This is a genomic window from Hydrogenivirga sp., from assembly GCF_056450045.1.
On record NZ_JBWONM010000166.1, the window covers coordinates 1 to 12027 of the forward strand.

General features: G+C 48.8%; 18 protein-coding genes. 7 read left to right on the forward strand and 11 right to left on the reverse strand.

Annotated elements, in window-relative coordinates; all coding sequences use genetic code 11:
- Positions 1-121: 121 nt before the first annotated feature.
- From AC1HCM_RS06720 to AC1HCM_RS06760, 9 genes are all read right to left on the reverse strand, one after another.
- Entirely contained in the window at positions 122-931 is an 810-nt protein-coding gene (locus AC1HCM_RS06720; protein ID WP_479460998.1) for a LicD family protein, read from the reverse strand.
- A 1-nt stretch (position 932) separates the two neighbouring features.
- Positions 933-2006 carry a glycosyltransferase family 4 protein gene (locus AC1HCM_RS06725; protein WP_479460999.1) on the reverse strand — a complete coding sequence of 358 codons (1074 nt, stop codon included), beginning with the start codon at positions 2004-2006 and terminating at the stop codon, positions 933-935.
- A gap of 2 nt (positions 2007-2008) precedes the next feature.
- Entirely contained in the window at positions 2009-2695 is a 687-nt protein-coding gene (locus tag AC1HCM_RS06730) for a polysaccharide deacetylase family protein (RefSeq protein ID WP_479461000.1), read from the reverse strand.
- Positions 2676-3533 (reverse strand): hypothetical protein, encoded by an 858-nt coding sequence (locus AC1HCM_RS06735; RefSeq protein ID WP_479461001.1) that lies wholly within the window; start codon positions 3531-3533, stop codon positions 2676-2678. The genes AC1HCM_RS06730 and AC1HCM_RS06735 overlap by 20 nt, the downstream gene beginning before the upstream one ends.
- A gap of 328 nt (positions 3534-3861) precedes the next feature.
- Positions 3862-4284: a nucleoside-diphosphate kinase gene (gene ndk / locus AC1HCM_RS06740; RefSeq protein WP_479461002.1), complete on the reverse strand. Its 423-nt coding sequence runs from the start codon at positions 4282-4284 to the stop codon at positions 3862-3864.
- A gap of 6 nt (positions 4285-4290) precedes the next feature.
- Entirely contained in the window at positions 4291-4830 is a 540-nt protein-coding gene (atpH, locus tag AC1HCM_RS06745; RefSeq protein ID WP_479461003.1) for an ATP synthase F1 subunit delta, read from the reverse strand.
- Positions 4823-5380 carry an ATP synthase F0 subunit B gene (locus AC1HCM_RS06750; RefSeq protein WP_479461004.1) on the reverse strand — a complete coding sequence of 186 codons (558 nt, stop codon included), beginning with the start codon at positions 5378-5380 and terminating at the stop codon, positions 4823-4825. The genes atpH and AC1HCM_RS06750 overlap by 8 nt, the downstream gene beginning before the upstream one ends.
- Positions 5377-5811, reverse strand: coding sequence for an ATP synthase F0 subunit B (locus AC1HCM_RS06755; protein ID WP_479461005.1), 435 nt, complete (start codon positions 5809-5811; stop codon positions 5377-5379). Before AC1HCM_RS06755 ends, AC1HCM_RS06750 begins: the two co-directional genes overlap by 4 nt.
- Positions 5812-5867: 56 nt before the next feature.
- On the reverse strand, positions 5868-5996 hold the full coding sequence (locus AC1HCM_RS06760) for a hypothetical protein (RefSeq protein WP_479461006.1): 129 nt from the start codon (positions 5994-5996) through the stop codon (positions 5868-5870).
- A 164-nt stretch (positions 5997-6160) separates the two neighbouring features.
- Here AC1HCM_RS06760 and AC1HCM_RS06765 point away from each other — a divergent pair, with 164 nt between their 5' ends.
- Positions 6161-6568: a hypothetical protein gene (locus tag AC1HCM_RS06765; RefSeq protein WP_479461007.1), complete on the forward strand. Its 408-nt coding sequence runs from the start codon at positions 6161-6163 to the stop codon at positions 6566-6568.
- Here the strand turns inward: AC1HCM_RS06765 and AC1HCM_RS06770 are convergent.
- Both AC1HCM_RS06770 and AC1HCM_RS06775 read right to left on the reverse strand, forming a co-directional pair.
- Positions 6565-6897, reverse strand: coding sequence for a cupin domain-containing protein (locus tag AC1HCM_RS06770; protein ID WP_479461008.1), 333 nt, complete (start codon positions 6895-6897; stop codon positions 6565-6567). The two genes, AC1HCM_RS06765 and AC1HCM_RS06770, sit on opposite strands and share 4 nt — an antisense overlap.
- On the reverse strand, positions 6875-8047 hold the full coding sequence (locus tag AC1HCM_RS06775) for a hypothetical protein (RefSeq protein WP_479461009.1): 1173 nt from the start codon (positions 8045-8047) through the stop codon (positions 6875-6877). The genes AC1HCM_RS06770 and AC1HCM_RS06775 overlap by 23 nt, the downstream gene beginning before the upstream one ends.
- 107 nt (positions 8048-8154) lie before the next feature.
- Between AC1HCM_RS06775 and gcvH the strand changes: the two genes are divergently transcribed.
- Genes gcvH through fliG form a run of 6 tightly spaced genes read left to right on the forward strand, consistent with a single transcriptional unit; the run spans position 8155 to position 11999 of the window.
- Positions 8155-8631, forward strand: coding sequence for a glycine cleavage system protein GcvH (gcvH, locus tag AC1HCM_RS06780; protein WP_479461010.1), 477 nt, complete (start codon positions 8155-8157; stop codon positions 8629-8631).
- Position 8632: 1 nt separating this feature from the next.
- The gene (locus AC1HCM_RS06785; RefSeq protein WP_479461011.1) at positions 8633-8902 is read left to right on the forward strand and encodes a thioredoxin family protein; all 270 of its coding nucleotides are present in this window, start codon (positions 8633-8635) and stop codon (positions 8900-8902) included.
- A 53-nt stretch (positions 8903-8955) separates the two neighbouring features.
- Positions 8956-9246 (forward strand): 2Fe-2S iron-sulfur cluster-binding protein, encoded by a 291-nt coding sequence (locus AC1HCM_RS06790; RefSeq protein WP_479461012.1) that lies wholly within the window; start codon positions 8956-8958, stop codon positions 9244-9246.
- A complete protein-coding gene (holA, locus tag AC1HCM_RS06795) occupies positions 9246-10262 on the forward strand; it encodes a DNA polymerase III subunit delta (protein ID WP_479461013.1) in 1017 nt (338 codons plus the stop codon). Before AC1HCM_RS06790 ends, holA begins: the two co-directional genes overlap by 1 nt.
- Before the next feature lie 15 nt (positions 10263-10277).
- Positions 10278-10979, forward strand: coding sequence for a succinate dehydrogenase/fumarate reductase iron-sulfur subunit (locus tag AC1HCM_RS06800; RefSeq protein WP_479461014.1), 702 nt, complete (start codon positions 10278-10280; stop codon positions 10977-10979).
- Positions 10980-10991: 12 nt separating this feature from the next.
- Positions 10992-11999, forward strand: coding sequence for a flagellar motor switch protein FliG (fliG, locus tag AC1HCM_RS06805; RefSeq protein WP_479461015.1), 1008 nt, complete (start codon positions 10992-10994; stop codon positions 11997-11999).
- The last annotated feature ends 28 nt before the right edge of the window (positions 12000-12027 follow it).

Here is a 12027-nt window from a genome sequence, read left to right on the forward strand (position 1 = left end):
GGAGGTACGAAATCCTCATAAAGGACCTGAGCGGTAAAGAGGGAGTTGAAGGAGAGTTCGTCAGGGTTGCGGTGAAGACAGAAGAAGAGAACAACCTGTTCCTAAAGGCGGTTGAGGAGCTCTACTCAAACACTTCAAGCACGTAGGCATGGGTGTGCCTTTCTTCCACAGGCGGAAGCTCCATATAGTTGCCATAAAGGACCCTCAGGTAAGTATCAAAGTCTCTTGGTCCCCAGAACTCCCTGCCTTCAAATTCATATAGCCTCAAAGGAAATACAGTCCCAATAGGTACAGCGAACTCCTCCTCAGGAAATCTACAGCTCCTCACAACTAGCAAGCCCTCCCTATCCCATCCCTTATGAAGATAGCTATCTACCTTGGTAAACAGCCAATCCACAAAAAAGCCCACGTTGAATACCTTCCTTACCCTATTAGCTCCCCTTATAAGAATTAGGTGCCTATCCCTCTCTCCCTCCTCTATCGTTATGCAGGGAAATATATCAACGTAGATACCTGTGTTATATCGGAGCTTCCTACCCTGGCGAAGCCTCCTAAGTTCTCTCTCCTCAAGTATCCTACCTTTAAGGCTTCTAACCTTGGCATAGTACTTGTCAAAAGCGGGTTCCCGCTTCTTGGTCTGAAGATGCATGCCTTTAGGGAGCTCTGCAGGAGCTACTTCAAGGAAGGTGTTGTAGTCTTCTATAGGCATGTTTATGTCAAGGTCGTCATCCCAAGGTATAAAACCCTTATGCCTCACAGCACCGAGCAGTGTCCCGCTGTCTATCCAGTACCTCAGTCCGTGCTTTTCACATATCCTGTGTATCTCTTCCATTATTTCAAGCATCACGAGCTGAACTTTCCTAACAGTTTGAGGAGAAGGCTCTTCCTTGTGAAGCTCTACCTTGCCGAATAAAAGGTCCGCCAGCCTCATGCTAAGTTATCAGCTCCAGAAATCTTGTAAGAACCGCGTCCCTGTGAAATTTTTTTAGATAATCTTTATAACCTTCTTCCTGAAGTCTGCTCCTGAGGTCCTTATTCTGGATAAGTTCATCCGCCACTTTTATCATGGAATGTACATCTCCAACTTCCGTTAAATAACCATTAGAGCCATTACGTATAAGGTAGGGGATATTTCCAATTCTGGTTGCAACCACAGCGGTTTTGGTGGCAAAGGCTTCAACGATTGTCCTTCCAAAACTCTCTTTTGCGTGGGTGGGCATAAGGAATATATCCGATGCTATAAAGAACTCTGCAGGGCTATTTTGGGGTCCGGTTACCAACACCTTCCTGTTCGTCATAAAATCTCTCCTAATCTCTTCAAGCATATCACCACCGCCAACTATAACAGCTCTGAGGTTCTTATGCTTAACACTCAAGTTCCTGTAAACTTCTATAAACTCCTTTATACCTTTTCCTTCAGACACCTTCCCACAGTAAAGCAGAACGACTTCCTCTTCTTTTACACCGAGCTTCTCCCTTATCCTCTGTCTAATCTTATCGGAGAAATCAAACTCTTCCGGGTCAACGAAGTTGTAAATCACATGTACCTTCTCAGGGGGAAGACCCTCCTCCTGAAGGAGGAATTCCTTGACATAATCGCTGACCGCAAATACAGCCTTGACCTTGGGAAAGATAAGCTTTTTTAACAGTAAGGGTTGCTTCGCAACCATATGCCTAAAGAACACGACTTCAGCACCGGAGATCCTGCCGGCCAAGAAAGCGTTCAGGTACTCATTCCCGTTGTTGGCAACTATGAGGTCCGGCTTTATCTTTCTAGCCTCCCTTATCAACTTTAGGGTGCTCCTCGGAGAGAACTCTGACCTGAACCTGACGTATATCTTTTTATCAAAGCCTGCCGTCTTTGTATCAACAAAGCTCCCCTTTGCCACTGCCAAAAAGAGTTCAATCCCCTCAACACCTCTCAGGGCTTTGACGAAATCAACGGTATGTTGTTCTGTTCCCCCCGGATTCTTCTCCGGTCTTCCGTTCAGCCACAGAATCCTCATGTTCAATAGCGGTAGAACCTCTTTATAAAGCTGAGGAGAACGAAGAGCCTGTTCCCCATAACGTTTATCCTGCCTATCCTGTAAGGGTCGCTGAGAGAGAACCTTTTTTCTTCAACCGTAAAGGCGTACCTGTATCCAGCCTTAGCCACCGCCTCAACTACCCTCTCATCGTAAGACCCGTAGGGATAGCAGAAGGTATCAACTTCCACTCCGAGCTTATCTTCAAGGAGCTTCTTTGAGTCAGAGACCTCCCTTTCCAGCTCTCTGTCGGAGAGCTTTGTTAGATCTTTATGGGTCAAGGTATGGGAGCCTATCTTGTACCCTCTATCAACTATAAACCTAAGGTCTTCCCAGGACATGAGTTCTTTCTTCACGTTCAGCTTGGTGTAATCCCACTCATTGTACTTGCCCACGCAGGCTGCAGGCACGAAGACGTATGCCTTAAAGCCGTACTTCTCAAGCAGAGGGTAAGCGTTATCCAAAAAGTCTTTATAGGCGTCGTCAAAGGTAAAGATCACACTTCTGTCCTTTATACTCTCCAAATCTGCGGATTTAAAGCCTATGCTTTTTACAAACTTGAGCTGCCTCTCAAACTGGGAAGGGGTTATGTAAAGACTCTTCAGCTTAGCTCCCCTCGGTGCTCTATCTATGTTGTGATACATCAACGCCTTACACTCTACTTCTCTCATACCCTACCTCTCCTATTTTAAAGAGAAGAAGATATAAAGGCAAAAGGGCGTCCCAGAAGAGGGTAAATAACGTCCCAACGAGGTGAAACAGCAAAGGGGTAAATAGGATTGATGTTATCAAGAGCTCATCGGCAGGTAGCCGAAGGGTAAGAACTCTTTTAAAGGTGTAGAAGAATATCAAAATAATACCCAAGAGACCTAAAGCACCCTTCTCTATGAACTCAGATATAAGGAATACCGATTCGTACCTTTGCCACCCTGGGGGACTGTACTTGTGAGGCAAGTAAAGACCAGACCTTACCCCATGTCCAATCAGCAGGTTCAGCACGTTACCCTCTTCAATGTCCCTCCTCACAATAGCTATTCCGTCCAGCATTATGTTGTACCTGCTTGAACTTATCACGTTGAGGGTCTGGGCACTCACCTCCTTCTTGCCTAAAAGAACTTCGTTCAGTACCTTGAACCTAACATCCTTTTGGGAAAGGTAAAGGTATGCTCCCGATAAAAAAAAGAAGGCAGCCACCAACAGAGAGATAAAGACCCTTTTACCTATCACACCGTTCCTGGTGAGGACTATTAGAAAGAGGAACAGAACCACAGAGAACGCAAGAAGGGCTGAGCGCCTGTGAGAAAGAACCACGACTGTGAAGAAAAGAGCCGATAGAAATAGTAACCCATAAAGAAATCTTTTATCGGTCCTGTGCTTGAGAGAAAGGAGGAGAGATGTTATTGAGAATATAGAGTAAAAGTTTCCGACCTCAAACCTTCCTCCCCACAGAAGCTTTATATTGCCATTTATGTAGTTATAGAAGAATACAGGCAGAAGTAATACACCCAAAAGAACAATTATACCTGCGAGCCTTTCTGATAACTTCTTATATTCCGCTAAACTATCCCTTCCAAAGAGGAAGTAGGTTATCTGAAATAGCCCCTCCTCAATACTTTTAAAAAGCATCTTTGAAAAGTAGATAAGTGTGGACACTATGGTGGAGAGTATGTACATAAGGAGCGGGTATCTCAGTATCCCCCAGAAGGTCCTTCTCCTGAAAAGATTAAATATTGTATACACAGTTCCCAAGATAACAAAGCCCTCAAAGAGGGATATGGATATGAAAGCAGATATGAGAAGAAGGTAGATATAAAGCTCAGCTAAACTGAACCGGTCCTTAAACAATCTCAAGCCCGGAGAATATGAAGGGAATCTCATAGGAGGCGGACTCTTCGGAGTCGGAAGCATGGATTGCGTTCTGCCCCTTGTCGGTCCCAAAGAGTGCCCTTATTGAGCTTGGAGCCACCTTGCGAGCTTCCTCGCTGTCCGTCGGACCTATTATCTCCCTCACCCTCTGGATTGCATCTTCTCCCTCAAGGACCGCAGCAACCACAGGACCTGAGGTCATAAACTCAACGAGCTCTCCGTAAAAGGGTCTCTCCTTATGAACTATGTAGAACTGCTTAGCCTGCTCTTCGGTAAACCTGAACATCTTCAACGCCCTAAGGTTGAAGCCCTCCTCAATGAACCTGTCAAGTATCTTTCCCACCGCACCCTTGCGGACAGCATCTGGCTTGATTATGATGAGAGTTCTCTGCATTGAGCCTTAACCTCCAATCATGAGTCTTTCAAGCTGTCTCTTAACGGAAGTATCTACGACATACCCAGAGGTTTTAAAGAGGAATCCACCTATCAGGGACTGGTCGTAGCCAACCTCAACCTCAATGTCCCTCCCGAGGGACCTCTTTATGGCCTCGGTTATCCTTTCAATCTCCTGAGAGTCTATCTCGGAGGCAAGGTAGAGGTATCCCTTTGACATCCTCATAAGCCTTTCAACCTCGTGTTCGTAGAGCCTCCTCATCTCCGGAAGCAGGGAGAGGGCATTTATATCCACAAGATACTCAAATACCTCAAGGGGCTCCTCAGGAACGCCGTACTTCTCCATGATAGCCTTTATAAAGGAGAGCTTCTTCTCCTTGGGGACGAAGGGGCTCACAAAGAAGTTCCTCGCCTCCTTACTTCTTCTGTAGAGCTCTGAGAGGAATCCGAGGAGCTCTCCTCCGGCTATCAGGACCTTCCTATCCTTTGGTAGCTTCTTCACTATAAGGCGAACAGCCTTCCTCGCTATCTCCTTCTTCTTATGCATCCTTCTTTTCCTCCAGAACCTTGAGCTGGGTTTCTATGTACCTCTTCTGAACCTCGGGGTCTTTAAAGGCTTCCACGAGCATGCCCTTTGCTATCTCCTCCGCCTTCATCATTCCGTAGGTAGCGAGTTCCTCTTTAGCCTTCTTGAGCTCTATCTCAACTGTTTCCTTAGCCTTCTCTCTCACCCTCTGGGCTACCTCCTCCGCATGCCTCTTGGTGTTCTCTATCTCGGTCTGGGCTGATTCACGGGCAAGGGCTATGGACTCATCCGCTCTGACCTTTGCCTTTTCAAGCTCCTCTTTAGCCTTCCTGAGCTCCTCCTTAGCGAGAGAGAGCTCCCTCTCCGAGTCCTCCACGTTCTGGGTGAGGGACCTCCAGAAGTTGTTGAAGGCTTCAGCAACAGGCTTTCTACCAAACCAATAAGCCACTCCAAGGAAGAGCAGTATATTGAAACCCTTCCAGAAGAGGACTATCGGGCTGTGGTGTCCGCCTTCTTCCGCAGCTAAGGCGAAGGAGAATAGAAAGAGTGCTCCAAACAGAACCTTAGTCATGCTGCCTCTCCGAGAATTTTCTTAACTATACCCGCCGCTATATCCTTTATAGCTTCCTCAAGCTTCCTCTTCTCCTCCTCAAGAGAAGTCCTTATCTCCTCGGTCTTCTTAGCTATCTCCTCCTGTGCCTCTCTCTCAGCCTTGTCAAGTATATCCATCTTTATCCTGTTTGCCTCCTTCTTTGCCTCTTCAAGTATCTGATTAGCCTCCGTTCTCGCCTTATCAAGTATCTCCTTTGCTTCCTCAATGTATCCCCTCGCCTCTTCCCTGAGCCTGTTTGCCTCCTCAAGGTTCTTCCTGACTATACTCTCCCGCTCCTCTATGACTCCTGCGTAGGGCTTGACGTAAATCTGGTTGATAAGGAAGATGAAAGCCAAGAAGAGAACCACCTGTATGAGTAGGGTCACGTTAGGTACTACACCAATATCCATTCCTGTCCTCCGAAAAGCTCATAAAATTATCCTACAAAGGCGGTGCTATTTCAAGTTCAACTCGCTTTAGCGAGTTTGTTGTGGAGAACCCTGTCCCTCTCCACTATCTTTTTTGCCTTCTCTTTCAGCTGTCTGCGGTTTTTTCTCCTGACCACTCTGAAGAGGTTTGCCAACAGACCAGCCATGGACATAACTATAGACCTCCCCTCGCTCAGGGGAACTCCAAGTTTTCACTAAGTTTCAAGAACTTACACCTGCCAGCCTATGTTTTTGAGAGTGTGAGTTTTTTAAGGCTGTCCTCTTGGAGGATTGAATTATAATGCTTTAAGCTGTCAAGGGAGGTGTGTGAATGTATAAGTCTATGCTCTTTCTGCATATTTTCTTCGCAATGGTCTGGATAGGGGGTATGGTCTTCAACCTCCTCTTCCTCCATCCGGTCCTGAAGGAGGCTAAACCAGAGGATATGAGAAGGGCGGTGGCGGAGGGTGTGCTCAGGAGGTTCTTCCTTGGGGTCTGGCTCTCCATAGCGGTCCTGTTTTTGACGGGTATGTGGATGTGGCACTCCGTTAGGACAGACTTCAGCACAAACACCCTCTTTCACATAAAGCTCTTCCTTTACGGGATAATGGTCCTGAACTTCACCTATATATACTTCTTCCTTCTGAGGAAGAGGCTCTTTTCCCACATACCCAACTTCGTCTGGATAAACATGTTCCTAGGTATTCTCATCACGCTGATAATAACCTACATACGTTAAAGGCTCACCTTCTTTGCGGAGGGGTTCGGTGTTATGACCGCCTGAACCACCGAGTCTTCAAGGGCTTTAAAGCCGTGAAGCTCCTGGGGTTCGTAGAAGACCGTGCTACCCTCCGATAGAACCTCCTCCTTACTCTCATCTCCCATACAGAAGCTGAGCTTTCCCTTGAGGACAGATATGAAGACGCTTGAGGGAGACCTGTGAGGTCTTATCTCCTGTCCCTTTCTGAGGAAGAACCTTATAACCTTTGCGTTGGAGTCTTCATACACAAGCTCCCTTGAGGGAGAGCCTTCGCTGTACTTCTCCTCAAGAGCCTTCACCAACGCCATACTTCACCTCCTTGAGCTTCATAATCAGATGGACAAAGGTAAGCTTGAAAAAGTAAAGGACTATAAAAAGGTACAGCAGGGGGGAGAGTTTGTTGAGGGGTGGGAAGAGAACGTCTGCAAAGAGGAAGAGGAAGAAGACTATCGTGGAGAGTTCCATAAACCTCGGGAAACCTTTCTCATCTATAAGCTCACCTATCGCAGGGGCATTCTCTTTGGAGCCTGAGGAGAAGAACCAGTTCCACACTATCCTCGGGAGGAGGTGCGCCATACCGCCGAATATGGTAAAGGCAGTAAATCCATAGACCAGAAGGTCAATGTGGAGGGTGAAAACTATGGTAAGGAGGTCAGGGTTTGAAGCTCCCGCCACACCCATAAGAATACCGAAGGGTAAAAAGAATAGGGCAAGAAGAAACATCCTCACAACGTAGGGAAGGGGTGAGGGCATGCGCCTCTGGACCAGGATGCTGTAAATGAGATACAGGTAGTAGAGGGCTACCCCAAGCTCAAGGAGGGCGGAGAGGGCTATGGCTCTGTAGCTGAGGAAGAAAAAGGATAGCAGCATCAGAAGGGTGGACAACTGCTTTGCGTAGAACAGCCTTACAGCCTTTCTTACGTTAAGGGTCTCCATAAGGAGCATGGGAATCCAGGCTATCTCCACACCGTAAACAGCGTTGAGCATAGCTCCCAAGGTGAGGGTGTGGATAGCGAGCTGAAGGGGAACGTAGCCCTTCCAGAAGTGGAGCAGAAGGAAGAGGGAGGAGAGGAAGAGGAAAGCTGCTGAAACCGCCAAGAACTTCACTGTGATAGGCATCCAGTTCTTTACGTTTGCCAGGAGGTGGAGGAAAAAGATAAGGTAAGAGAGGAATAAAAGTCCGGAGCCCTCAAGGGTATAGCCTGTATAAAAGGAGAGGTGGGAAAGGAGCACACCGAGGAAGACCACGTAGGATAGCCAGGGAAGAGAGAGCTTCCTGTTCTGGGAGTTAGGGACTATCTGGTACATAGCGCCGAGGAGGGTTGTTCCCACAAAGCCAAAGACAAGGGGTATGAAGAAGGGTGTGCCTACCGGGTAGAGCTTTAGGAACAGGGAGAAGAGGAGGTTGAGGACCGCAAGAAGGAAGAAGAGGGGAGAGACCTTTGATACGTAAAACATGGCTCCTCCTAATGAGTAATCAATTATTTACTATAGTCTGAAAGCCTCACGCAGTCAACATAAGCTCAATCTGTAAATAATTGTTTATTTGGGATATATTTATATGTATGGAGAAGACGACCCAGGACTTTGGGAACGCGTGGGAGTATCAGGGGTGCATGATACCCAAGGACCTCTACTACGACATAGAGAACCAGGTCTGGCTGAGGGTGAACGAGGATGGAACGGTCACAATGGGATTGACCGATGTCGGTCAGACGAGGGCTGGGAGGCTACTCCACGCAAGGATAAAGCCGGTGGGGACAAAGGTCAAGAAGGGCAAGCCGATAGCCACCCTTGAGAGCGGGAAGTGGGCGGGTCCTGTCCCGGCTCTTGTTGAGGGTGAGGTTGTTGAGATAAACGAGAGGGTTGCCCAGGACCCCAACTTCATAAACATTGACCCTTACGGTGAGGCTTGGATAGTCAAGGTTAAGCCCTTCAACTTAGAGAGAGACCTAAAGGACCTCCTTACGGGAGAGGAGGCTCTTGAGAAGATGAAGGAGCACATTGACGAGTGGGATATAGTATGTATGAGGTGTATGTGAGATGGGTGCGAGCGATAGGCACGTGATACTTCTGGTATCCCAATGGTGTCCGACCTGCCCCCATGCGGACGCCCTCTGGAGGAAGCTCCAGGAGGAGTACGGCTTTAAGTACGAGGTCCTTGATATAGCGACGCCCGAAGGGCGTTACTGGGTGAACAAGCTCCTTGTCAGAAGCGTTCCCTCCTCGGTTGTGGACGGGAAGCTCGCCTTCGTTGGTGTTCCCGATGAATCGGAGGCAAGGAAGGTTATAGAAGAGGGTGTCCCCTTCTGAGGACATATCGGAAATCATAGAGCTCGGGCGGGAAGCGGGTAAAATTCTTAGCTATGAAGGTGAAGATCAACGGAAAGGTCTTTGATATCCCCAAGGGGGTCAGGTTCGGTGAGCTGAGCCACGAGATAGAGAAGGCTGGCATTGAGTTTGGCTGCACCGACGGTCAGTGCGGTGTGTGTATAGCGAGGGTCCTCAAGGGGCTTGAGTGCCTGAACGAACCCTCCGAGGATGAGGAGGAAACCCTCTGGAGAATAGGGGCTGTTGATGAGGACGAGAGGCTTACCTGCCAGCTGATAATCGTAGAAGAAGACTGCGACGAGATAGAGATAGAGTCAGAGGACTGATGGATTACAGGGTCCTTCAGTATCAGAAGGAGGTCCTTGAGAAGGGAAAGACCAAGCCCCTCAACCTTATCCATGGGGAAGAGGAGTACCTCGTCAGGTCTCTCATAGATAAGCTCAGGTCCATCTATGGGGAGAACCTCTCCCTTCTCAGGGGAGAAGAGGCTGACCTTGAGGAGCTATACAGCTTCGCCTCTGAGGGAAGTATATTCTCCTCCACCGCCGATAAGGCGGTCCTTCTGCTCAACTTTGAAGAGTTCCTAAAGAGGCTGGGGAAAAAGAAGAAGGTCCTTGAGTCTCTCATCAGTTTCCTAAAGAGCCTTAAAAGCACAAAGCTCTTTGCGGTCGTCGGGAGGAAGCTGACAAAGCAGGAGCTCTCAAGGGAGCCTTACAGAACCTTCTCCGCTCTCGGGGACGTTGTGCTGGCTGACAGGCTGAGCCCAAAGAAGGTTAAGGAGATAGTCAGGAAAAAGCTTGAGAGGGAGAGCGGCGGTATAGAGGAGGAGGCTCTTGACCTGCTCGTGGGTATGTGTCAGGGAGACCTCATGGTGCTCAGGCAGGAGACGGAAAAGCTCATCCTGTACTCAGAGGGCAGGAAGATAAGGGCTGAGGATGTGAGGAAGGTCTGCACCCCTTGGGGTGATTACAGCCTCTTTGACCTCGTGGACAGCTTTTTTGAAGGGGACCTGGAAGGGACGCTTCGCGTGGTTGAGGACCTGGAGAGGAAGGGTGTTCCAGCCCTCCAGACGATAGGGATGCTCTCTGGCTACATAACTAAGCTCTTCACCCTGAAGGAGCTCCTCTCGGGAGGAGAGAGCCTTGAAAGGGCTTTAGACACGCTCGGGATAAAACACAGCTTCTCAAGACTGAAGTTCAAGGGATACCTTGAGAAGATGTCCTCCGAAAGGCTAAAGGATATGCTTGAGTCCCTCTACAGGCTTGACTACAACGTTAAGGTCTTCTTCGCCCCTCCTGAGAAGGAGCTTAGGAGATTCCTCACCAGCTCGCTCCTCAAGTGATTATCTTTTATCTTCATGAGGGTAAGGATAAGGCGATACTCAGAAGGGAGGTTCACCACCCAGGATTACGACCTCAAGGTGGAGGGAAAGCCAACCGTCCTTGAAGTCCTGATAAAGATAAAGGAGGAGATTGACCCCAGCCTATCCTTCAGGGCAATGTGCAGGGCGAGTATATGCGGCACCTGCGCGGTAAAGGTCAACGGAGAGCACAGGCTCGCCTGCAACACTAGGGTTGAGGGAGAGGAGCTCACCCTTGAGCCCGTTGATGGAAGTCAGCCCATAAAGGACTTAGTGGTTTCCCACGAAGAGCTCTACCTTGGTCTGAAGAGAGCTAAGGTGTGGTTCAAGCCGAGGGAAGAGAACGTGAAGCTAACGCCTTTGGACCTGAAGAAGACGGAGAAGGCATGGGACTGCATCCTGTGCGGGATATGCAACAACGTATGTCCTCCCCTGCTTGAGGGAAGAGAGTTCGGAGGACCCTCCCTCTTCACAAAGCTCTACAAAGCTCTCGTTGACCCGAGGGACGGACTCGGCGAGGAGAGGCTTAAAGAGCTCATACCCTTCAGGGTTGAGAACTGCGTCCACTGCAGCAGTTGCAACCTGTACTGTCCCAAGGGATGCATGCCCGAAAAATGGATAAGCGTAATTGAGGGAAAACTCACCCAGAAGGGTTATATTCAAAAGAAGGACGAGGATTTTGGCTTTTTGGGTTTTTAATATTCAATAGTTATGGCGGAGGCGACAGGTAGAGAGCTCACCAAGGTGGAGAAGGCAGCAGTACTTCTGATGTCCCTACCTCCGGAGGTATCTGCCAACATACTAAAGGAGCTTACAGAGGAGGAGATACAGAAGGTATTTCTGACAGCAGCAAGGCTAAAGGAGCTCTCACCTTCGGATATAGAGGGTGCTGTCAGGGAGTTCCTTGAGGATTACAACTACGTCGCAACCCAGTACTCAAACTTGGAAAACCTCCTTGAACAGCTCAGGACCGTTCTCCCACCGGAGGTTTACGAGAGGATAAAGAGCCTGCTGGGGTCTGCTGGAGTGGCTGAAGGTCTTGAACAGCTTGAGAAGATAGACACGAGGGTGCTCGTAGGTCTGATAAAGAACGAGCATCCCCAGACTATAGCGGTGCTTCTATCCCAGCTGAGTCCGAGAAAGGCAGCGGATATACTCCAGTGGCTACCTGAGGGTCTCAGGTTTGAGGTCGTCAAGAGGATAGCCACCCTTGAGAACGTCTCCCCCCAGTTCCTCAGGGAGCTAATTCAGACGGTTACCGAGGAGATAAAGAGCCTCGGTCTATCGGGAGGTCTTAAGAAGCAGGAGGGGGTCGCCATAGCAGCCGAGCTGATGAACATGCTCGACAAGGAGAGCGCAGAGAACCTCCTCAGGAAGATAGGCGAGGAGGACCCAACCCTTGAGGAGAGGATAAGGGAGAAGATGTTCACCTTTGAGGACATAAGGAAGCTTGACAACAGAGCGATAATAGAGGTTCTGAAGGCTGTTGATAAGAACACCCTGATAGTTGCCCTCAAGGGTGCCCCTGACGATATAAAGGAGAAGTTCTTCTCCAACATGTCCAAGCGTGCAGCGAAGATTATGCAGGAGGACATGGAAGCCCTCGGACCCGTCAAGAAGAGCGAGGTTGAGAAGGCTCAGAAACAGGTGGTAGCGGTAATAAGGAAGCTCATAGACGAGGGTAAGATAGAGCTCGGTGGAGAAGAGGCGTATGTCTAAGGACTTTCGCCCCATATTCGGCGTTGAA